The sequence below is a fragment of the Candidatus Chloroploca mongolica genome (assembly GCF_004762035.2).
Classification (GTDB): domain Bacteria; phylum Chloroflexota; class Chloroflexia; order Chloroflexales; family Chloroflexaceae; genus Chloroploca; species Chloroploca mongolica.
This window is the reverse complement of record NZ_SIJK02000018.1, coordinates 55,860-77,074: the sequence shown is the minus strand read 5'-3', so window position 1 is coordinate 77,074 and position 21,215 is coordinate 55,860. Positions and strand designations below refer to the sequence as shown.

General features: G+C 56.8%; 22 protein-coding genes, 2 tRNA genes and 1 other RNA gene. 8 read left to right on the top strand and 17 right to left on the bottom strand.

What is annotated here, in order from left to right; all coding sequences use genetic code 11:
- Positions 1-45 precede the first annotated feature (45 nt).
- Both EYB53_RS11665 and EYB53_RS11660 read right to left on the bottom strand, forming a co-directional pair.
- Positions 46-933, bottom strand: coding sequence for a bile acid:sodium symporter family protein (locus EYB53_RS11665; protein ID WP_135478357.1), 888 nt, complete (start codon positions 931-933; stop codon positions 46-48).
- Complete coding sequence (locus tag EYB53_RS11660) at positions 926-2,674, bottom strand: AMP-binding protein (RefSeq protein WP_205712638.1); 1,749 nt, start codon at positions 2,672-2,674, stop codon at positions 926-928. The genes EYB53_RS11665 and EYB53_RS11660 overlap by 8 nt, the downstream gene beginning before the upstream one ends.
- A gap of 373 nt (positions 2,675-3,047) precedes the next feature.
- Between EYB53_RS11660 and dcd the strand changes: the two genes are divergently transcribed.
- A complete protein-coding gene (gene dcd, locus EYB53_RS11655; RefSeq protein ID WP_135478356.1) occupies positions 3,048-3,614 on the top strand; it encodes a dCTP deaminase in 567 nt (188 codons plus the stop codon).
- A 58-nt stretch (positions 3,615-3,672) separates the two neighbouring features.
- Here the strand turns inward: dcd and EYB53_RS11650 are convergent, their stop codons facing one another.
- From EYB53_RS11650 to hisC, 11 genes are all read right to left on the bottom strand, one after another.
- The gene (locus tag EYB53_RS11650) at positions 3,673-4,107 is read right to left on the bottom strand and encodes an NUDIX hydrolase (RefSeq protein ID WP_135478355.1); all 435 of its coding nucleotides are present in this window, start codon (positions 4,105-4,107) and stop codon (positions 3,673-3,675) included.
- Complete coding sequence (locus EYB53_RS11645; protein WP_135478354.1) at positions 4,104-5,033, bottom strand: cytochrome c biogenesis CcdA family protein; 930 nt, start codon at positions 5,031-5,033, stop codon at positions 4,104-4,106. Before EYB53_RS11645 ends, EYB53_RS11650 begins: the two co-directional genes overlap by 4 nt.
- A gap of 18 nt (positions 5,034-5,051) precedes the next feature.
- Entirely contained in the window at positions 5,052-5,351 is a 300-nt protein-coding gene (locus EYB53_RS11640) for a hypothetical protein (protein WP_245860812.1), read from the bottom strand.
- A gap of 33 nt (positions 5,352-5,384) precedes the next feature.
- Positions 5,385-6,029 (bottom strand): PAP2 family protein, encoded by a 645-nt coding sequence (locus EYB53_RS11635; protein WP_135478353.1) that lies wholly within the window; start codon positions 6,027-6,029, stop codon positions 5,385-5,387.
- A 9-nt stretch (positions 6,030-6,038) separates the two neighbouring features.
- Positions 6,039-7,196 carry a glycosyltransferase family 4 protein gene (locus EYB53_RS11630; protein WP_135478352.1) on the bottom strand — a complete coding sequence of 386 codons (1,158 nt, stop codon included), beginning with the start codon at positions 7,194-7,196 and terminating at the stop codon, positions 6,039-6,041.
- Between the two features lie 138 nt (positions 7,197-7,334).
- On the bottom strand, positions 7,335-7,811 hold the full coding sequence (locus EYB53_RS11625) for a zinc ribbon domain-containing protein (protein ID WP_135478351.1): 477 nt from the start codon (positions 7,809-7,811) through the stop codon (positions 7,335-7,337).
- Positions 7,812-7,900: 89 nt separating this feature from the next.
- Entirely contained in the window at positions 7,901-8,878 is a 978-nt protein-coding gene (locus EYB53_RS11620) for a PrsW family intramembrane metalloprotease (protein ID WP_135478350.1), read from the bottom strand.
- Positions 8,878-9,471, bottom strand: coding sequence for an imidazoleglycerol-phosphate dehydratase HisB (gene hisB / locus EYB53_RS11615; RefSeq protein WP_167857360.1), 594 nt, complete (start codon positions 9,469-9,471; stop codon positions 8,878-8,880). Before hisB ends, EYB53_RS11620 begins: the two co-directional genes overlap by 1 nt.
- Before the next feature lie 4 nt (positions 9,472-9,475).
- Positions 9,476-9,802, bottom strand: coding sequence for a nucleoside triphosphate pyrophosphohydrolase family protein (locus EYB53_RS11610; RefSeq protein WP_129673146.1), 327 nt, complete (start codon positions 9,800-9,802; stop codon positions 9,476-9,478).
- The gene (locus EYB53_RS11605; protein ID WP_135478348.1) at positions 9,802-10,572 is read right to left on the bottom strand and encodes an inositol monophosphatase family protein; all 771 of its coding nucleotides are present in this window, start codon (positions 10,570-10,572) and stop codon (positions 9,802-9,804) included. The genes EYB53_RS11610 and EYB53_RS11605 overlap by 1 nt, the downstream gene beginning before the upstream one ends.
- A gap of 153 nt (positions 10,573-10,725) precedes the next feature.
- Positions 10,726-11,817: a histidinol-phosphate transaminase gene (hisC, locus tag EYB53_RS11600; RefSeq protein WP_135478347.1), complete on the bottom strand. Its 1,092-nt coding sequence runs from the start codon at positions 11,815-11,817 to the stop codon at positions 10,726-10,728.
- Between the two features lie 201 nt (positions 11,818-12,018).
- Here hisC and EYB53_RS11595 point away from each other — a divergent pair.
- The 3 genes from EYB53_RS11595 (at position 12,019) to EYB53_RS11585 (ending at position 14,116) form a co-directional block, all read left to right on the top strand.
- Positions 12,019-12,095, top strand: a tRNA-Pro gene (locus EYB53_RS11595).
- Positions 12,096-12,173: 78 nt separating this feature from the next.
- Positions 12,174-12,875, top strand: a complete 702-nt coding sequence (locus EYB53_RS11590; RefSeq protein ID WP_135478346.1) for a response regulator transcription factor — start codon at positions 12,174-12,176, stop codon at positions 12,873-12,875.
- Complete coding sequence (locus tag EYB53_RS11585; protein ID WP_135478345.1) at positions 12,872-14,116, top strand: sensor histidine kinase; 1,245 nt, start codon at positions 12,872-12,874, stop codon at positions 14,114-14,116. The genes EYB53_RS11590 and EYB53_RS11585 overlap by 4 nt, the downstream gene beginning before the upstream one ends.
- On the opposite strand, the gene EYB53_RS11580 is transcribed toward EYB53_RS11585, so the two are convergent.
- Complete coding sequence (locus EYB53_RS11580; protein ID WP_135478344.1) at positions 14,097-15,980, bottom strand: GAF domain-containing SpoIIE family protein phosphatase; 1,884 nt, start codon at positions 15,978-15,980, stop codon at positions 14,097-14,099. The genes EYB53_RS11585 and EYB53_RS11580 overlap by 20 nt on opposite strands.
- Positions 15,981-15,996: 16 nt before the next feature.
- Positions 15,997-16,647 carry an O-methyltransferase gene (locus tag EYB53_RS11575; protein WP_135478343.1) on the bottom strand — a complete coding sequence of 217 codons (651 nt, stop codon included), beginning with the start codon at positions 16,645-16,647 and terminating at the stop codon, positions 15,997-15,999.
- 297 nt (positions 16,648-16,944) lie between these two features.
- Here EYB53_RS11575 and EYB53_RS11570 point away from each other — a divergent pair.
- The 4 genes from EYB53_RS11570 to cdd all read left to right on the top strand — a co-directional run bounded on the left by EYB53_RS11570 (position 16,945) and on the right by cdd (position 20,054).
- Positions 16,945-17,018: transfer RNA gene (locus EYB53_RS11570), tRNA-Gln, on the top strand.
- 173 nt (positions 17,019-17,191) lie between these two features.
- On the top strand, positions 17,192-18,130 hold the full coding sequence (locus EYB53_RS11565) for a ribose-phosphate diphosphokinase (protein WP_135478342.1): 939 nt from the start codon (positions 17,192-17,194) through the stop codon (positions 18,128-18,130).
- 117 nt (positions 18,131-18,247) lie between these two features.
- Positions 18,248-19,654 (top strand): hemolysin family protein, encoded by a 1,407-nt coding sequence (locus EYB53_RS11560; protein WP_254151031.1) that lies wholly within the window; start codon positions 18,248-18,250, stop codon positions 19,652-19,654.
- Positions 19,641-20,054, top strand: a complete 414-nt coding sequence (cdd, locus tag EYB53_RS11555; RefSeq protein WP_135478341.1) for a cytidine deaminase — start codon at positions 19,641-19,643, stop codon at positions 20,052-20,054. The genes EYB53_RS11560 and cdd overlap by 14 nt, the downstream gene beginning before the upstream one ends.
- Before the next feature lie 59 nt (positions 20,055-20,113).
- On the opposite strand, the gene ffs is transcribed toward cdd, so the two are convergent.
- Both ffs and EYB53_RS11545 read right to left on the bottom strand, forming a co-directional pair.
- Positions 20,114-20,210: signal recognition particle sRNA small type (gene ffs / locus EYB53_RS11550), an RNA gene on the bottom strand.
- Positions 20,211-20,503: 293 nt separating this feature from the next.
- Positions 20,504-21,073 (bottom strand): bifunctional nuclease family protein, encoded by a 570-nt coding sequence (locus EYB53_RS11545; protein WP_135478380.1) that lies wholly within the window; start codon positions 21,071-21,073, stop codon positions 20,504-20,506.
- Positions 21,074-21,215 lie beyond the last annotated feature (142 nt).

Below are 21,215 nucleotides of genomic sequence, written 5' to 3'. Positions count from 1 at the left end.
AAAAGCCAGCAATGCTGGCTTTTTTGTATGAGTTGTAGGCTCACCCTATAAGAGCGCCACGGCACGCTGCTGCAACTGGTCGTTGATCCGGCGGTAGATCATCGTGACCCCCGATGAGATGATCACGATGAAGAGTGAGTAGAGCACTGGGATCAGGACAATTTCGTTGGCAAGTGCGCCAGTGAAGCTGAGCAAGACAATCGAGAGGGCGAGCGGCCCGTTCTGGATGCCGGTCTCGAGCGAGACGGTCGCTGAACGACGAAAGCCAAGTTTCGAGAGGGTGGCCGTCGTCAAGCCGAAGAAGAAGCCAACTGCCCCGATCCCCGCCGCCGCCACATAGACCTGCCACGGCGTCGTGGCGAGCAAGCCAGCGTTGCGTGGCACCCAACTCAGGATCAGCACCAGGATGATCACAACGCCCATGATCCCGCCGATCAATTCAAGCACGGCCCCAACATTGGCATTGCGCCGACGAATGAACATGCCAATGATGACCGGGATGAGCATGACAATGAGGCCGCTGATCACACTGCCCATGCCAACGCTGATCTCGCTCGTCATAAACCGACTCGCATAGAGGAAGAGGGCGAGCGGCGTCATCACAAAGGCCGCCAGGGTCGAAAAGGTGGTCATCGTGACGCTGAGTGCCAGGTCACCCTTCGAGAAGTAGGTGAAGATATTCGAGGTCGAGCCACCCGGCATGCTGGCAATCAGGATCAGGCCAACTGCCAACGGCGGCGGCAACTGCAAGACAATCGCCAGGAGAAAGCCGATCAGTGGCATCAAGACGTACTGCGAGCCAAAGCCGATCAGGATCGCCTGCGGGCGTTTGAAGGCGCGACGGAAATCACGCCAGGTGAGCGAAGAACCCATGCCGAGCATGATCACGCCGATCATGAGGGCAAGCAGCAACTGTTCGGTCTGACTAACCATTGGTTCCTCCTACGACGCGAGCGGGCACCGCCTGGTGCACTTCGTCGCGCAAGGCACGGCGCAATACTTTACCAACATTTGTCTTGGGGAGTTCGTCGCGCAGCTCAACCAGTTTGGGTACCTTGTAGCCGGTGAGGCTGGCACGGCAATGCTCGCGTACCTGGTCGGCGGTGATCGTTGCCCCATTGCGGGGGACGATGAAGGCCTTGACTGCTTCGCCGGATTTGGCATCGGGTACACCGATCACGGCGACTTCGCTGACCCCATCGAGGCGGGCGATGCAATCCTCGACTTCGTTGGGGTAGACATTGAAGCCGCTGACAATGATCAGATCCTTCTTGCGGTCGACGATGCGCAGGAAGCCATCATCATCCTGTTGGGCTACGTCACCCGTAAGCAACCAGCCGTCACGCAGCGTCAGGGCGGTCTCGTCGGGGCGCTGCCAGTAGCCACGCATGACCTGCGGGCCACGCACCGCAAGCTCACCGGCCTCGCCGGACGCAGTGTCTTCGCCGAGCGGATTGAGCAGGCGCACCTCGGTGCCGAGCACGGGGCGTCCAATGCTGCCGGCACGACTGCCAACAAACGGGTTGAGCGTAACCACCGGCGAACTCTCGGTGAGGCCGTAGCCTTCGATCACCGGTGAACCAGTGACCTTCTCCCACCGCTCGGCAACGGCAGCGTGCAGCGAGGTTCCACCGGCAATGCTGCCCTTGAGTTGAGGCGGCGGATAGTCAGTAAACCACTCTTCGTTGAGGATGCCATTGAAGAGTGTATTGACCCCGGGGATCCACGAGACGGGATAATTCTCGATGGCGCGTTGCAGGTTCGAGAGGGGGCGCGGGCTGGCAACGAGGATGTTGCGCGCCCCGGCATGGAAGAAGTAGAGCAGATTGGCGGTGAAGGCAAAAATATGATAGAGCGGCAAGACCGCGAGCGCCGTCTCTTTGCCATGCTCCACATTGCCAGCGACACGCTCTTCGATCTGGGCGATATTCGCCAGCAGATTGCCGTGGGTCAGCATTGCGCCTTTGCTCACCCCGGTTGTACCACCGGTGTACTGGAGCGCAGCGAGTGTCTCGGGGCCAAAGTCGGCGGTATACGAACGGACGTCAGCTTTGCCGTCGCGCAGGATCGCGTCACCCTTCGCCATCCCCTCAAGGCCCGTCGTCACCGGAACGGTGCAAGGAGGAATAATCCGGTTCCAGTACTTCATAATATTATGGGCAATGAAGCCAATCAGGCGCGGGAAGAGATCGGTGATGCGCACTAGCACCACATGCTCAACCTTCGTCTGGGCCAGCACCTCGGGCAACTTGTCCGCGAAGAGATCGACAAGCACTAACACGCGTGCGCCACTGTCGTTGAGCTGGTGAACCATCTCGGGCACGGTATAGAGCGGATTCATATTGACGAGCACGCAGCCGGCCTTGAGTGCCCCAAACGACCAGAGCGGATACGCAAGGCTATTGGGCAACTGAACGGCCACGCGATCACCGACCACCAGGCCAAGCTCGACTCGCAGATACGCAGCGACCTGATCGGTATAACGGGCAACCTGATCAAACTTCAGATTGCCATACATACCATTGGGCAACACCGCCGTAAAAGCATTCTGATGTGCATAACGCGCACAGGTCGTTTCCACCAACTCGGCGATATGGCGAGCAGGCAGCGAAAAAGAGGGGGACAGCGGCGTAGCGCGGCTCTCCACAAGTGCATCGATCTCAAGCATAGACATAGGCCTCCCAACTGACGCTGTTGCGAGTAGCACAAACTGGCGAGAGCCGCCTTCAGAGGCAGCGCTGACAAGGTATCTGAACTTTCCAATACATGGCTAAATACCAGTATAAAGCGGCAGCGAAACGCACCCTAGAGAGTTTCTTCGCAGGGGAGGGAGGGAAATTTTACCCTCCTGGAAGCGAGGGCGTCCCGCCCTCGCTTCCAGGAGACAGGGCTGAGGCACAAAGTCCGCCTCCGGCGGTGGGATGTGGAGCGGCTTCGCCGCTCCACGAGAGTTTTTGGTTCGTTTTGGCGGCTTCGCCGCCAAAACGAACCAAAAACTTCTGGTATCATAGGCCAAATCATGTACATCAGGTGGAGTAGACCAACCTATGTCAATCAAAGCCGATCACTGGATCCGCAAAATGGCGCTCGAACAGGGGATGATCGAACCATTTGTCGACCGGCAGGTGCGTGAAGGCATCATCTCGTACGGGCTCACCTCATACGGCTACGACATGCGGGTCACCAACCAGTTCAAAGTCTTTACCAACGTCTTCAACGCCCTGGTTGACCCGAAAAACTTCAACCCGCGCTCGTTTGTGGACATCGAAGCCGACTACATCGATATCCCGCCCAACTCCTTTGCCCTCGCGCAATCATACGAACTCTTTCGCATCCCGCGCACCGTCAGCGCCCTTGTCATCGGCAAATCAACGTATGCACGTTGCGGAATCATTATTAACGTAACGCCGTTGGAACCAGAGTGGCACGGTTTTGTGACGATTGAGATCAGCAATACAACCCCGTTGCCAGCACGGATCTATGCCAATGAAGGCATTGGTCAGGTGCTCTTCCTTGAGAGCGACGAGGCCTGCGAGGTTTCGTACGCTGACAAGCGAGGCAAATACCAGGATCAGCATGGCATTGTCTTGCCGCGCATCGATCGCAAGGCGTAGAGTCTGACACCAAAGGCGCTAAAAAAACCGGCAGAGCCGGTTTTTTAGCGCCACTAACTTAGCGTTCACCCTGGGTTTTAATCATGGCGAGGGCGCGACGCACGACCTCGCGCACCTGGGCGTAGGCCAGCGTGGTCAAGGCAGTTTCAGGAGAAACCCAGGTAGCCTGGATGATGCCCTCGTCAACGGCAGGGATAGGCGGATCGTAAGGGGCCTGGGCGAGGAAGTAAGCAACCTCTTTGTCGCGCCAGACCCCACGTTTATAGATGGGATAACGTACCCGCGAAAGGGGGCGCTCGATGACACAGGTAATGCCCGTCTCTTCGACAATCTCGCGGATCGCCGCCGTCTCGTCATCCTCACCCGGCTCAACGTGACCCTTGGGCAATGTCCAGGTCTTATAGCGATCGCAGATCAACAGCAACTGCAGCGACCCATCAGGCGCATGGCTGTAGACGACTCCCCCTGCGGCGCGAATCGTGCGGTTACTCATTGCAGCCCAAACAGCCGACTGATGCCCGTCTCGAGATCGGCAAACCAGACCCCGAGGCTACTATTGCCCGCCATCTGGGTCAGGATCTCAAGGCGTCCGGTGGCGAGCATCGCGCCAATGAGAATCATCAGCACCCCGCCAATCACACCAACCGTATGGAGATAGAACTGGCGGCCAAAGAGCGTCACTTCATAGCCCTTGCCGCTGATCATCTTCCAGAAGGTTGAGCCACGCCCAAGACGATTGAAGAAGGTAGCAAGAAAGATTAGCGGAAGACCGAGCCCCGACGCATAGATGAAGGCAAGCACCGCGCCCTGAAGCACTGCCACATTGCCCGACGCGGCGAGCATCGTCATAAACGAGCCAAAGAGCGGCCCGGCACACGCCGTCCAACCGAGAGCAAAGGTTGCACCATAGAGGTACGAACCGAGCAGCGTCGTCGCGGGGCGCTCGTTGATCTGCACCCCGGCAAAGCCGAGCCCAAAGATCCCGAGCACACCAAAGATCATGATCACAATGCCGCCAACGACCATCAACGTATCACGGAAACCAAAGAGCAACCCGCTGAGCGCACTGATCGCCCCACCGAGCAGGGTCAGCGTGGTCGCGAGGCCAAAAAAGAAGGCCAGACTCATCACAAAAATGCTACGGCGCTGGGACTGAAACGTCACGGCAAAATAGGCGGGCAAGATTGGCAGCGTACAGGGTGACAGAAAACTGAGCAACCCCGTCAAAAAGACAGGGATGGCGAGAATCAACACACTTGAACCACCGGTCAAATAGCCAACCTCGTCACTGGTATTGAGACTCAGAATAATGACAATCAGCGCAAGCGCACCGATCAGGCCAAGTGCAAGCAAACCCCGCCGTGAACGGAGAGGCTTCTCAACCACCTGAGGTGGAGCCTCAATCGGCTGAAACGACATAACGATCCTTCCTCATAGCTAACGCACAGCCAGTCGCCGACCCTTGCGTCGAGCGGCCAGCAACTCTTGTTCATTGATTGGTTGTGCCCCGGCAAAATGGAGCGTATCACTCGGAATATCATACCGATAGCGGCGCCGCACCCACTGGCCTGTCGGCTCCTGGCAAACCAGGGTCACCCGCCACAGCGGGCCACTGGCATCGTAATGCTCATCAACAATCCAGACCAGCGCAGGAGCAGGAAAGATCGTCTTGAGGCGCTCATCACTTGCTGCAACAATCGCCTGCACATCGTCGGGTGGGGGCTGCATCGTCACCATACCATACTCCTCGGCTTTATCGCTGATATTCTATTATAACAAACCAAAGGCCATAAATGTACCCACAACACAGAGCGCCGAAAGAGCCAGACCAGTCACCACCTGCATCACCGTATGGTTGCGGGTACGTACCCGTGCCCAGCCAAGGGCAAGAGCGCAGAGCCAGAAGAAGAGGCCGAGCGGTTCGGCATAGAGTGAGGCAAGGGTTGCCGTCGAACCCATCGTCGAGGCATGCACACTGATCTTCCAGTAGAGATTGATAAACCAGGCTATGACACTCAAAATCAGTGCCGACGTTACCATCGCCAGCATTGGCAACGGGGCACCGGCAAAGAGCAGGATCAACAAACTAACCAGCAGATTGATAATGCCAAAGAGGTAGAGTTCGTTGCGCTGCGAGCGTACCGAAATATCATCGTCGGTGTAGACCCCTTGACGCAAACGCATAGCAAAAAAGATCAGCGGCGGGACGACCTGCAAAAACGTCGCAAGCAAGGCCCAGAGCAAGCCGGTGCGCAGCGGACTTATGCCAAGCAGACCAACAATGAAGATGCTGACCACCCCAAGGATCACCGGGTGCAGCACCTGTGAAATAAGGCGAGCGACGATATACCCTCGACCTGGCATTGCCCCTCGACGCAGTGCCTCGGCGGACAGGTCGTTGTGTTGTAGTGACATAAGAACTCTCTATCCCGTAGCTATACGGCGTCTGGCACCCAGTTCAGCATAACAGGTGAGCAAGGTCTGGGCCGAGGCTTGCCAGGTAAACTGGTGCGCCTGCGCTGGCCCCTTACGCCGGAACAACGTGGCCTGCTGCAATGCCTGTTGGATACCCTCAGCGATTGACGGCACACTCAACGGATTAACCAGCACCGCCGCATCGCCAACCACCTCGGGCAAACTTGATCCATCTGCCGTGACAACCGGCACACCACATGCCAGTGCTTCCAGCACAGGCAACCCAAAGCCTTCATAGAGCGATGGGTAGACAAAGGCTTCTGCCAGATTATACACTGCGGGAAGAGTTTCATCAGCAACAAAATCAACAAAATGAACCCGCGTTGTGACACTGCAACGCTCAACCGCCGCAAAAACCTCTTCATAGAGCCAGCCGCGCCGTCCGGCAATCACAAGGTTCATCGCGGGCGACAGATCCGCCTGCGCAAAGGCCTCAACCAGGCGCACCAGATTTTTGCGCGGCTCAAGGGTACCCACAAAGAGCAGGAAATGTGCTGGCAGGCCCAGCGCAGCGCGCACCGGAGCAAGTTCAGCCTGGGGAAGCGGACGAAAGCGCGGGTCAACCCCGGGATAGAGCAGGCGGACCTGCGGGCCACTGACGCCCAGCAAGCGTTCCAGGTCACCTGCGGTAGCCTGCGAATCAACAAGCACCAGATCGGCGCGGCGCAACGCACGTGGCACTGCACGGGTAAGGTAACGACGCAACCCGGCTTCGGCACACTCGGGATAGACAAGAAAGGTGAGATCGTGAACCGTTACGAGCGTGCGGGTACGGGTAGGCGGCAAGACAAAATCGGGCGCATGCAAAAGATCCATCGGCCCAATAAGCCATTCAGCATAAAGGGGCAAGTGCAACCGTTGCCAGAGGATGGTCAACAGACGTGGCGTAAGCGGTATCGAGTACGCACGCACATGCGGATACGCGACACAGAGGGACTGCAACTCGGCGAGGTACGGTGCATCTGGAGGAAGGCCGCCCGCAGCATACAAAAGCTTGAACTGCACCCCGGTGGCCTGTTTGACCGTAGCGCGGATCAACTCACGCGTATAGCGCCCGATCCCGGCCCCCTGCCATACTGCAGCCGTATAGTCTACACCAATGATCATATGGCTAGCGCCCTCTAACCCGTAATGAATGTTCGGGCTGCTGCCCTAAAAACCCATAGTATGCTGGCACAAACAGCCCGCTAAGCGGGCTGTTTGTGCCAGCATACTACGCTTCCTGAGGGCGTAGCCCCCATCCAATCACGCTACGCGTGACCCACAATTCGGACAAAACATCGCCGTCGCCGGCATCTGAAAACCACAGGCCCCACAGACTTTTGTTGGTGGCGGTGGCGTATTCGGGTCGGATGTAGGCGGGGTTTCGTAGCTGATCGGCACCTGTTGCGATGATGGCGGCGGAGTGTATGCCGGTGCAGGTGGTGGCTCGACAAAAACCTCGGCCTGAGCCTGTTTCAATTCCTCTTCTTTGCCAATCAATGAGGATCGCAACTGATCAATGGCCGCCGAGAGTTCATTCAGGCTGGCCGAATGAATCTGTCCAGCCCGCAATAATTCATAGGCCCGCTGCCCCAGTTCATACATCCGTGTATCAACCTGACGCTGCACTTCATTGACTTCGCCCTGCAGCCGTGTCGTCTTTTGAAACTTTTCAGCCTCAAATTTCGCCCGATCAACCCCCTGGGAAATCTGTTTGCTGATCTGATCAAGAAAGCCCATCGGGATACCTCCCTTGTTGTTAAGCCGTTTCTGCTTGTGATATGACGACGGTGATCTTCGCCTGGATGCAGGTATTGTAGCATAGCCCTTTAGCCAACCTGGGGCGAGAGATCAGCGAGGCGGTTGCGCAATTGCAAAATCATAGCCGAGTTCCCTCGTTCTTCACCCATCCTGGCAAGTTGATGTTTTTTCTGCGCCAGTTCGGCACAGGTCTGGTAGAAGAGTCGGGCTTCACGGCTGCGCCAGCGAGCAAACATTTGTTTGCGCAACGATGAGGCCGTTTCGTACTGCGCAACACTGATCGTGCCACGCGCCGCCTCTTCACGCAGGTAGGTCTTGAGCCAGCGTCGCTCGCGCATGAGCGCCCAGATCACGACCCCCAGCGCCACCAACCAGCCGATCCAGTCAACCATCAAGATCAACGCCAACCCGGCCAATCCAAGTGCTTCACCAAGCAGTACCGCCATGCCATTGTGCAAGGCATGCAAAAAGATCGCAATGAAGAGCCCCAGCAAGGGAAAGAAGATCCGACTGAAGGTTCCGCGCCGCAAACGCGCCAGCGCAAGGCCCATGCCAAAAAAAGCCGTGTAGACAGCATGGCCCCATCCACCCAGGATCACGCGCAAGATAAAGAGCGCAAACATCGACTCATAGCCACCATCCTGGTAACCAAGAAAATAGAGGTAGAGTACATTTTCGGTTGCCGCAAAGCCCAGCGCGGTAATCGCCCCATAGACCATGCCATCGAGCACTGAGTCAAATTCGTAGGGCGCAATCAAAAAGATCAGCCCCACCGCAATCCCCTTCAGTACTTCTTCCACAATCGGGGCCAACAAGGCGGTGCCAGTAAACTCAAGCATCAATTCATCGGCAATCAACATCGCAACACCAACTTCAAGTGCCGATGTCCAGATGATCGCCCCGATGGTCGCAACGAGCGCCCCCCATAAAAAGGCACCCACCAGGAGACGCTTCGGCTCTTTCTCAAAACGATCGAGCCAGTAGACGATCGAGGCATAGAAGAAGGCCGGAATGAAACTCAGCAGTACCGCGATCAAAAACGCCATTACAAGACTCCCTTGGTACTCGGCACGATCCCGGCAAGCCGGGGATCAAAGCGGGTCGCAGCATCAAGTGCTCGCCCGAAGGCTTTGAAGAGCCCTTCGATCTTGTGGTGATCGTTCCGCCCATAGAGCACCTGGGCGTGCAGGTTCATGCGCCCGTGGAAGGCAATGCTCTCAAAAAGATGAAAGATCAGATCGGTGCCAAGTTGGCCCACCCGCGGCGTAACAAATTCCGCCTGCACCACACAGTAGGGACGGCCTCCTAGATCGACCGCGACCAGCGCGAGGGCCTCGTCCATTGGCACAAAACTATGCGCGGTGCGCGTGATGCCCCGCCGTTCACCCAGTGCCTGGTCAAGTGCGCGCCCCAGGCAGATGCACGTATCCTCGGCTGTATGGTGCTCATCAATCTGCAGATCGCCACGGGCGTTGACCGTCAAATCAAAGAGGCCATGCTTCGCCCAGAGCGTCAACATATGATCGAGAAAACCGATCCCTGTATCAATCGTAGACTCACCGCTTCCATCAAGGTTGAGGGCAAGTGTAATCTCGGTTTCGCCGGTCGTCCGGGTAATGGTGGCAATACGTTGTTCCATAGGCTTATTCACTACGTTCCAGGCTGCGTTCACGGCTAAACCCCTCGGGGTAGCGTCGGCGCAACTTGGCAATATTCGCCTCCATAATCTCCTCAAGGGTCAACCCGAGCGCATCAGCCGCCAGGGCGACATACCAGAGCACATCGCCTAGCTCATTGCGCAGGGCCGTTTCGTCAAGTGGATGCCCGTGAAAGGCCCATTTCTTGAGTGTATCGGCCACTTCGCCGGCCTCGCCACTAAGCCCCAGGGCTGCATTGAGCAACCGGTCGTCACGTTCACGTCCGGGGGCCTCGGTACGCAGGGCCAGACGCTGATAGTCATTCGCTTCCATCAGCCGATCACCTCCATCAACTCGTCAAGGACGAGGCCATTGGTACTGATGCCATCGCCACGTTCAATCGTTGTCACACCCTGCCAATCGGTAAACGTACCGCCCGCTTCTTCAAGAATTGGCAGCAACGCCGCGTTATCCCAGATATTCATGATCGGATCAAGCGCCACCTCGGCGCGCCCCGTCGCAACGAGCAGATGACCGTAACAATCGCCCCACGTCCGAAAGAGCCCACTCGCATCGATGATGCGGGCAAGCGCAGCATCTTTGCCATACTGCTCGTACCCGTGCGCAATCGTCGCGACTACCAGGCTTTCACGCAGGCGACTGACCGATGAAACCCGGCACGGCCTACCATTCCACCAGCAACCCGCGCCCCGCGCCGCGTACACAATTTCGCCGGTTGCAGGCATATTGACGACCCCCACAACTGGCTCGTGCTCACGCAAGAGGGCCATCATCACCCCATAGAGCGGCACCCCCCGAATGAAGCTTTTGGTTCCGTCAATTGGATCGAGGATCCAGCGATAGCTGCTCGTCGCCACGCCAGTCAAACCCTCTTCTTCGCCAAGAATCGCGTGATCGGGATAGCGCTCGCTCAGCGCAGCCCGCAGAAAGGCCTCAGTCTCACGATCGGCAATCGTCACCGGTGAATCGTCAGCCTTGCGATCAACCAGCAGATCACTCTGGAAATAGCGCAACGTAATCTTGCCCGCCTGCCACGCCAGCCGATGGGCAAAATCAAGAATGTCCTGCAACTCGTTGGTCATAGCTTCTTCCTCATTAGAGATGGTTCGTAGGAACGTTACCGTTTGTGCCGTAGGTAGTGCGGACTTCAGTTGGCTGAGCCAGAAGCCGACTGAAGTCTGCACTACCATCTAATGGTTTTTAAGCAACAAAACCCGCCTGAGACCTCACAGATCTTACAAGCGGTGCAACGCCTCAAGCAAAATCTCGCTCTGAGCCGGTGTACCGATACTGATGCGAATGTAGTCGCGCAACAGGCTCGTATGATAGTAACGCACCAGAATGCCCTGTTGCTCAAGGGTTGCCTTGACCTCGCGGGCACTGCGCCCTTCGACCCGACAGAGAATGAAATTGGCCGCACTCGGCTGCGGATGCAGCCAAGACACCTCGGCAAGCAGGGGGAGCAACCGTTCACGCTCGTTGACCAGATGGGCAACCCGTTCAAGCAGCAATTGCCGATCTTCAAGCGAAGCAACGGCGGCCGCCTGGGCGGCAACACTCACATTGTAGGGTTGCTTGATCTTCCAGAGGTGCTCGGCGAGCCAACCCGGAACAAGCGCATAACCCACACGTAACCCCGCCAGACCGGCCCACTTGCTAAAGGTGCGCAGGATTACCAGGTTTTCGTGGCTGGCAACCCACCCGGCAAACCCTTGACCAACACCGGCGAATTCGATATAGGCCTCATCAACCACCACCAGCAACGGCAAGCGCAGAAGCCGCGCAAGCTCCTCGGGGGCAAGCAGATTGCCCGTGGGATTATTCGGGCTCGTCAAAAAGAGCACTTTGGCCTGGCTTGTTGCGGCGGCAGCCTCGATGGCGTCAAGATCGAGTTCAAAAGCGGCCCCACGTGGCACCGTGATCACGCGCCCCCCACAGACCTGGGTATCAAACCGGTACATCCCGAAGGTTGGCTGGCAATCAATGATGGCATCACCCGGATTGAGGCAGAGACGCAGGATCATATCAATCAACTCGTCGGCACCCGCTCCACACACCAGCGCCTCCTCAGGCTGACCAGTGTAGCGTGCCAGCGCCTGCCGTAATGCCGTATGGCCGGGGTCAGGGTAGATATGGTAGTGATGCTCACTCGTCAGGGCTGTCAGCGCTGCTGGCGAAGGCCCGTACGGATTCTCATTGGCATCAAGTTTGACCAATCGCTCGACCGGCAACCCGAGGCGGCTTGCCAGCACATCAAGCGGCAAAATTGGCGTATATGGCTCGAGATCAGCAATCTCTGTACGCAACCAGCGAGCAGCAAGGGTCATAGACGTGTACCATTACCTGTTCTCTTCATCATCGCACTATGCGCCCTTAGTATACCATCAGGGAGTCTGGAAGCCTGCGGCCCTCAAGGAACATGGTTCTGTTGGGGTACGCTACCCGCTTTGTGGGTAGCGTACCCCAGCAGAACCAGCTCCCATTTCCCGAATTGACATTCTGCACGCTTCCTGCTACTCTTAGAGAGACGGGGCGTGGCTCAGCCCGGTAGAGCACCGCGTTTGGGACGCGGGGGTCGTGGGTTCAAATCCCTCCGCCCCGACCATTTGTCCTCTTCGTGAGGATGTACCGGCACCGGTGCCAGCGCTAAAGATGCTGGCACCGGTTTTTTGTGGAGAAATCGATGCCAACCATCTTGCTCGTCGAAGATGAGACAACCCTCGCCGAAACGCTACGCTACAATCTTGAACGCGAAGGCTACACGGTGCTGACGGCGACCGATGGGGTTCAGGGGCTGGAACTTGCCCGACGAGCACAACCAGATCTGATGGTGCTTGATATTATGTTGCCCCGGCTGGATGGCTTCTCGGTCTGCCGCATTCTGCGACAAGAGAGTGATCTGCCGGTGATTATGTTAACTGCCCGGCAGGATGAGGTTGACCGGATCGCAGGGCTGGAACTAGGGGCCGATGATTATATCAGCAAGCCCTTTAGCCTCGGTGAGTTTCTCGCCCGTGTGCGCGCAATTATGCGGCGCACCGAACGGCAGCCACGTACGTCCGCACGCGAGGTGCTGGAAGCAGGCAGTATCAAGGTTGATACAAGTAGCCGCCGAGCCTGGTGTGAGAGCAGCGAATTGACGTTGCCGCAGAAAGAGTTTGACCTGCTCACCTGCCTGCTCCGTAACCGGGGCATCGCCCTCTCACGTGACCTGTTGCTCGAACGTGTCTGGGGGCTCGATTTCATTGGTGACAGTCGTACCGTCGACGTCCACATCCGCTGGCTGCGCGAGAAGATCGAACCCGATCCCGCACGTCCGCGCTACATCCAGACCGTGCGGGGCATTGGGTATCGCTTTGAAGCCCCGGACGAAACACCCCTATGACCCCGGTTGAACTCGTTCTTGCCATCGCCCTGTTGCTCAGTCTGGGACTGAATGCTTGGCTCTTCTTCCGTGTCAGACAAATGGCAGACCACAAGCCTCGGAACCAGATTGCCCCAGACAAGGTTGAGCCATTGCCCCAGACTGCGCCCCAACCTACCCCACGCCATGGGCCAGGTGATCCGATTGACCAATTGAAGCATCCCCTTTTTCAAGCAGTCGCGGCAACCATTGACGTTGGCCTCGTCGTCGTGGATGGCAACCGCCAGGTGCGCTACCTTAACCGCAGCGCCAATGAAACCTTTGAACTGAACCGCCCGGTGCTCGGCCAGGGCTTGATCGCCCTGCTTCGTGATCATCAGGCCGATCTGCTGGTTGATGAAGTCTTGCGCGATGGCGAACCACGTCAGATGACCATGAAGCCAATCATCAGCGGGCGCATCCTGCGCCTCTCGTGCAACGCGCTGGAACCAGGTCAACCCGGATCAGGGGCCTTGATCTTGATTCGCGATCTGACTCAGATCAGCATGCTCGAGCGCTCGCGCCGCGATCTCGTTGCCAATGTCTCGCATGAGCTACGCACCCCACTTGCTTCACTCAAACTCCTGGTTGAGACCGTGCAATCCGAGCCACCACCCGACGTAACACGGCGGATGCTCGGGCAAATGACCGAAGAGGTTGATGCCATCACCCAACTCGTCGACGAACTGCACGAACTCTCGCAGATCGAATCGGGGCGCGTGACGTTGAAACTGGCCCCAACCCCGGTCAGACCCGTGATCGAGCGTGCGATCGAGCGCATCAAACCGCAGGCCGAGCGCAAACAGATCGAGGTCTCGGCAGAATATAGTCACGAGGATCTGCAGATCTTGATGGATGGGGATCGCATTGGGCAGGTCTTGCTCAACCTGCTGCACAACGCCGTCAAGTTCAGTTCACCCGGGGGCATTGTCATCATCTGCACCCACCTCTTGAACAATGACGAAGGCGCGAACAATGGAACCCCAAACACATGGCTCGAGATCAGCGTGCGTGATACCGGAGTGGGCATTCCGGCGCAGGATCTGCCGCGCATCTTTGAGCGGTTCTACAAAGTTGATCGAGCCCGCACGCGCAATGCCGGCGGCACCGGGCTGGGCCTAGCGATTGCCAAACACCTCGTTGAGGGTCATGGCGGGCGATTGAGTGTTAACAGCATCGAAGGCCAGGGCAGCACCTTCAGCTTTACGCTGCCGACGGCGTAGCATTGCGTTTGATAACAACCATCGTGATATCATCAGACTGGTTCTGCCCACTGGCAAAAGCCGTCACGTGGGCGAGGACGGCCTGAATAATCTCTTCAGGACTCCGCTGATGATTGGCAATCAAGATCTCGGTCAAGCGCTCATCACCAAAGAGCTCACGGGCCTGATTCATTGCCTCAGTGATGCCATCGGTATAAAAGAGCAGCACATCACCGGGGGCCATCACAAACTCTTGCAACTCAAAGGTTGGTTCAGGCACAATGCCGAGCACAATGCCCTGGGCACGTAGCGGGCGTACCGTACGTGTAGCCGCCTGCCAGAGCAACGGATAGTTGTGGCCGCCATTGGCAAAACTGACCAACCCGGTATCGATCTCGATGATCGCATAAAAACAGGTCACAAAAAGCCCAGCCCGTGAGTCGGCGAGGATCAGACGATTGGCCCGCTCGAGTACCTCATCGGGGCGGCGTCCATCAATCGCCGTCGCTCGAAGCAGCGTCCGCGAGAGGGCCATAAAGAGGGCCGCTGGCACCCCTTTATCGGTCACATCGGCAATCACAATCCCTATGCGCTGTGCCGTCGAGAGGTCGGGCGCTTCAGGTGTTGCGATACGCGTGCCACCGCGATAGACCACCGAAGACGACTGCGCTCGCACAGAAGGTACGGCGGATGGTGACGCAGAACGTGCAGGCAACGGGATAAAATCGTAGAAATCGCCTCCAACCTGACGGGCCGCCCGGTAATAGGCCTCGATTTGATAGCCAGCCATGACCGGGCAACAATTGGGCAAAAAACTTGCCTGGATCTCACGGGCAAGCTCAAGCTCTTGCTCAAGCTTTTCGCGGGCCATAGCCTCATACTGGAGGCGTTCACGTTCAAGGGTCTGCACCAGCAAATTAGAAAGAATGCCAAGTAACTGCGCTTCATCATCAAGAAACAGTCGCGGGCTACGGCTCGCCACCATCAGCGTCCCAACCGGGACACCACCCAGTTCCACCGGTAGCCCAAGATAGCCTTTGAAGTGTTGCTGGCGCAGCAATGGCGGCAACTCGGCCAGTGCCTCATCACTCAAACTAGTTGCGCGTTCGGGCAAATACCAGAGGTGGGGACTAGAGGGATCGAGGGGCAACGGCCAGGGTGCATGCGCGGGAAGCTGCCAACCATGCGCCGCCCGCAGCACCGCACGGCCTGCGAGTTCATCAGCCTCGACAAAGGCACAGGCATCGGCCTCGAGCAAACGGGTTCCCACCCGAGTCAAACGTTGCAGCGCAGGCTCAAGTGACTCACTCATCAAGAGATCCTGCGAGAGAGAGAGCAGCGCACGTTGCTCTTGCACCCGACGCACCTTCACCTGTTCGTAGAGATGAAGGCGAGCCATCGCCATTCCAAGCATGTGCCCCGCAATGGTAAGCAACTGCAGATCGGCAGGGGCAAGACGGCCCCAGCGAGTTGTGGCGACATTCAACAAGCCCAGCAACCCATCGGTACTGGTGATCGGAACCGAAGCGTGCTGAGCAAGGCCACGTTTATCACCGACGGCATCACGGAGGCGCGAACACTCAAGCATTGCCACCGAGTGGTCGAGTTTACCAGCCTGACAAAGATCCTGGCATGTGCAATCGCCATCCCAGGCCGGACCAGGATAGGCAAGCGCTGGCGGCACATGGTGACGCGCCGCCAGCGTATAATGATCACCCTCGTCTTTGAGAAAAATCCAGCCGGTTGTCAGACCCATCAGGTCAACAATATGGCCCAGAGCAATGTCAAGCGTCTCGCGCAGATCCACCGCATGATGCAGTGTCGCGGCCAAAGCACTGAGAATCGCGAGATCATTGTTGCGTTGTTGCCTATCAAAAGGAGGCATGCTCAACTCAACAGCATTACTTCTTACGGCTAAGCGCGACCCCATCACGCAGCGGCAGGATCACTGACTCGAGCTGGGGATGGTTCATCAATGTGCGGTTGAACTGCTGAATACCACGCACCAGCGGTGGGGCATCCTCTTCAAGCACCTGAGCGCTACAAAGCACATTATCAGCAATGAGTAGCCCGCCCGAGCGCAGCAACGGAACACACAACTCAAGTGACTCAAGGGCATGGCCCTCACTCGAAGCACTTCGCAGCACATCAAGAAAGATCAGGTCATAGTCATGGTCAAGCGTGGGCATCACCTCGGCCCATTCACCATGATGGATGGTCACCTTCTCACTGAGGCCCGCCTGACCAATCAACTGCGAAGCAAATTCCACGCGATCAGCATGGCGTTCAATCGCCGTCAGATGCCCATCGGTCTGCACCATGGCACGCAGCAGATACATCGCGGCATAGCCCGTCGTAATCCCAATCTCTAGCGTCTTGCGGGCCTGCATAGAGAGCGCCTGCAGATAGAGAAACTGGCCCTGCACGGGACCAACCAGCGACAGCCCTTGAACACGCGCACGTTCTTCAAGGTTAGCCAGAACCTGATCACGGGGCGGCATCAAATCGAGCAAATAGTCCTCAATCGCAATATTCGTAATGTCGTAACGCACAAGCTCACCTCACTCCATCTTTACTGTTTTTTCAGGCATACACACCATCCAGGCTTGCCGATGAGACAAAGAACCGCGAACAGTCCAGTAACAAAACAGCACCGCTGGTTGATTTTGTACGCGATGATTGTATCACACTCCGCCCTGCCCTGCGTGAGAGGTACGTGTTCACCCTTCGCCTGGGAGCGAGGGCGTCCCGCCCTCGCTCCCAGGCTTGCCTGTTACCCCAACTGTGAATCCTTACCGTGAGGGAATGCGGTGAGGTCCTTGGCAGAGTGTGTTATAATGGAAGCGTGGTGCCGGGTTGTGTAATGGTAGCACGGCGGACTTTGAATCCGTCTGTCCAGGTTCGAATCCTGGCCCGGCAGCCACTGTATGTTGTCTGACTGGCAGAATCAAAGGTGGAGCGTGGAGCACAATGCCCTACGGCATTTCCGATGACCGCCAGTACCGCTGATCACCAACGCAGTGGAGCATGGCTTTGCTGTGTTTCTTTTTTTTTGCTTCTGGTTGTGGATCAGTCATACAGATAAGGAACGAAGTGATGGACGGTCGGCTACTCATCTTTAGCGGATCAGCCAACCCCGAGTTAGCAAAAGAGATTGCAACGTGTCTGCGTATGTCAGTTGGACGTGCGTTGGTTGGTCAATTTAAGAACGGTGAGACCAGGATCAAGATTCATGATAATGTCCGGGGCTGCGATGTCTTTGTGATTCAACCAACGTGCAATCCTGTCGATCATCACTTGATGGAGTTGCTGCTGATGATCGACGCCCTGCGTCGGGCTTCAGCCAACCGGGTCACCGCGGTCATTCCTTACTATGGGTATGCCAAACAAGAGAAGAAGACGGCCGGACGTGAGCCTATTTCGGCCAAACTGGTCGCAAACCTGATCCGTACCGCCGGGGCTGATCGCGTATTGACAATGGATCTGCACACCCCGGCCATCGAAGGTTTTTTTGACATCCCAGTTGATCACTTGCAAGCTGGACCGCTCCTGGCCGATTATATTCACACCATGAACTTATCAAATCCGGTTGTCGTTTCGCCGGATGCCGGTGGGGTGGGGCGAGCAAATCGCTTTCGTGAGCGCATGGGGGCGAACCTGGCGATTATTGCCAAACAACGCCCCGAGCCTGATACCTCCGAGGTGCTCGAAATGGTTGGTGAGGTCGAAGGCAAAACAGCGATCATTGTTGATGATATGATCTCGACTGGGAGCACGCTCGTTGAAGCCGCCGAGGCATTGATCGAGCGCGGGGCAACCAAAGTCTATGCCTGCGCAACCCACGGCGTCTTTTCAGCTGATGCCCTCTCAATTATTGGACGCTCGGATCTGATCGAGACCTTGATTACCAATACGATCCCGCAAAGTAGCGAGGCTTCGTCGGCCCGCGTGCGCACGATTAGTGTCGCCCCGCTCTTCGCCGAAGCAATTATGCGTATTCATAAAGATCTCTCGCTGAGCGCACTCTTTTCATAAGTTTGACCAGTTGAGCGCCCCTCGGAGGGGCACCCTGGCCTCTGTTTCATTGCTGCACGCGGCTTGATGCCGCGCACGCTGCATTGCACAAGCTACAACTGGTCATTAGCAGAAGGAATGATCTTGTTGGAGGACCCTGGCCCTAGTTTGTTGCTCGTTGGTATCGGCCTCTGCCTTGTGCTGCTGGCCTTTACGTCGGCGGTTGATGCTGCCTTTACCTCGATCAGTCGGCACCGCTTGCATACGCTCCTCGATCAGAGTAGCCCTCGGACGCATCGCACCATTACCCACCTGCTTGATGATCCCTATCGCTTCAAAACGACGATCCTGCTGCTCAATATCAGTCTGACTATTCTGGCAACCAGTCTGACGCTTGGTGTGGTCGGGACATCTGGTCTGTGGGCCACGGTCGCCGGCTTACTCGGCTTGTTGGTCGTGATGCTGACGATGAGCGAAGTGGTACCCAAAGCACTCGCAACACGCAATCCAGCTGCAACCGCACGCCTGCTTGCGACACCGATGAGTCTGCTTGTCTTGCTCCTGACACCTTTGATTGGCCTCGTCAGTCTGCCCCTCCGCCCACTTTACCGCTGGCTCAGCGGGAAAGAGTCGCCAGCCACCCCGCTTGTCACCGAAGAAGAGCTACGGATGCTGGTAAATGTTGGGGAAGAAGAGGGCTTCATCGAGCATGATGAGCGCGAGATGATCGAGAGCGTCTTTGAATTTGGCGATACGCTGCTGCGCGAGATTATGGTGCCCCGGGTCGATATTGTGGGGATTGAGCTTGAGTCCTCGCTCGAAGAAGCGCTCGATATGGTGAGTAACAGTGGCCATTCCCGTATTCCCGTCTATACCGAGACGATTGACCAGATCGCGGGTATCCTCTATGCCAAAGATCTTATCCCGATCCTCCGCCAGGGCAAACTCGATCAAACGATTGAAAGCGTGCTCCGTCCAGCCCACTTTGTCCCTGAGACAATGAAGGTCAACGCACTCCTCGAAGATTTGCAGCACCGCAAGGTGCATCTGGCCGTCATTGTCGATGAGTACGGCGGCACGGCCGGTCTGGCGACCATTGAAGACCTGATCGAACAGATTGTCGGCGAGATCCAGGACGAGTACGATACCGAAGGCCCGTCAGTGCAACCGCTGGCCGATGGAAGTTATCTTGTCAATGCGCGTGTCCCAATCTATGATATCAACGAGTTGCTTGACCTCAACATCACGTCGACTGCGGCTGAGCGCATTGGTGGTCTCGTGTACGAGACCTTAGGACGGGTTCCACGGGTAGACGATGCGATCGTGCTCGACGAATTGACGGTACGGGTGCTGGCAGTCAAAGGGATTCGTGCCCAGAAACTGCAACTGATCCGCTCCTCGCCGGCACTCGACGACATGCCCCACACGTCAGGCATGCCCAATGTTGCTGCGCCTAGTCAACCAGGAATGCCAAGTTCCAGTACCCCAGGGCTTGCCGTCGCGATGAGTATCTTGAACGAAGGAGGTAAGCATGACCCTGGTTGACTACGAGGCGCTCGCTACCGCCGCGCAGAACGCTCGCAACCTGGCCTACGCGCCCTACTCACGTTTTCAGGTTGGGGCAGCAGTCTTGACTGCGTCGGGCAAGATCTTTTGCGGCGGAAACATCGAGAACGCGGCCTATCCGTTGACGATGTGCGCTGAGCGCGTAGCCATCTATAGTGCCTATGCCGCCGGCGAGCGTGAAATTCTGGCGCTGGCGGTGGTCACCGCTACTGATGATGTTGCCAGCCCATGTGGGGCGTGTCGTCAGGTGATGATCGAGCTTGCGCCACAGTGTGAGGTTCTTCTGCTCAATCTCCAGGGTGACGAGCGCCGTACCTCACCTCACGAATTGTTGCCACATAGTTTTGGGCCGAGCCAGCTGGATGAAGCAAACCGGTAGAAGCTTTTGACAACAACAACAAACGCCGCCCCCAAGGGGCGGCGTTTTGTCATTCAAAAGATTTGGCACTTCCAAACACCCAGAGGAACGCACCTACCGTTGCTGCCTTTCGGCCCTGGCGGGGTTTAGCACGTATCTGCCGTTTGTCAGTGCCAGAGGTATTATACCATATTCATGATCATGTTGATAAAAGGAGAAGGATCATAGCAATGACAGTAGGCATGTGGACAACGTGGATAACGTCATTGATTCGCCAGCCCGATGCCTCAAAGCAAGCTGGGCACGGATTGTGGATAGCCGATCACAAGGTGGGGAAAACTGGTGTCTCTTCTTGCCACAGTGAATTCTGTACACACATCATCCACGAGTCAAGCGAAGAGTTATCCACAATTGTCGAAAGTTATCCACAGATATGCGCCAGTTATCCACACAATCGTACGCTTTGGATGCTAGGATGCCTGTTCTGGCCCGCCCTTGGGTGGATCGTCAAGATCGAGGGTGTTGATAAAATTACGAAAAATCGACATTGAATCATCATTTAGTTCAGATTCAACTTCGCCTTCAGATTCACCTTCTGAGGTTCCGGGTGTTTGCTCGCTGATCTCAGCTTGCTCGTCTTCATCAAAAAAGACCCCGGCCTGATCAATCACATGATCTTCAACAAAAATGGGTACTTCTGTCCGGACCGCCAGGGCTATGGCATCACTCGGTCGAGCGTCGACCTCAACGGTATTCCCTTGTTGGTCAATGACAATGCGGGCAAAGAAGGTGTTGTCCTGGATGTCATTGACAAAGATATGGGTAATACTGCCGCCCAGATCGCCGATAGTTGCTTTGAGCAGATCATGGGTCATCGGGCGCTGCGGTTCGTGGCCCTGGATGGCCATGGCAATGGCATCAGCCTCAAAGGGTCCGATCCATATGGGGAGGTAGCGCTTGCTGTCGGTTTCGCGCAGCACAACGACCCTGTTCTGGGTGAGCAAGCTGACGCGAATACTGTCTACCACGACGCGTATCATCTCCAGGCCTTTCGTCGAAAGGATTGCTGAGCGTTTGCCCAACAATGTTATACTTGTGTGGATGTTACCACGTTCTGAAAGGGTACGTCAAGGATGATCCGTTGCCTCTTTTGCCCTGAAAGCCTCTCCGAAGAAGGGGTGA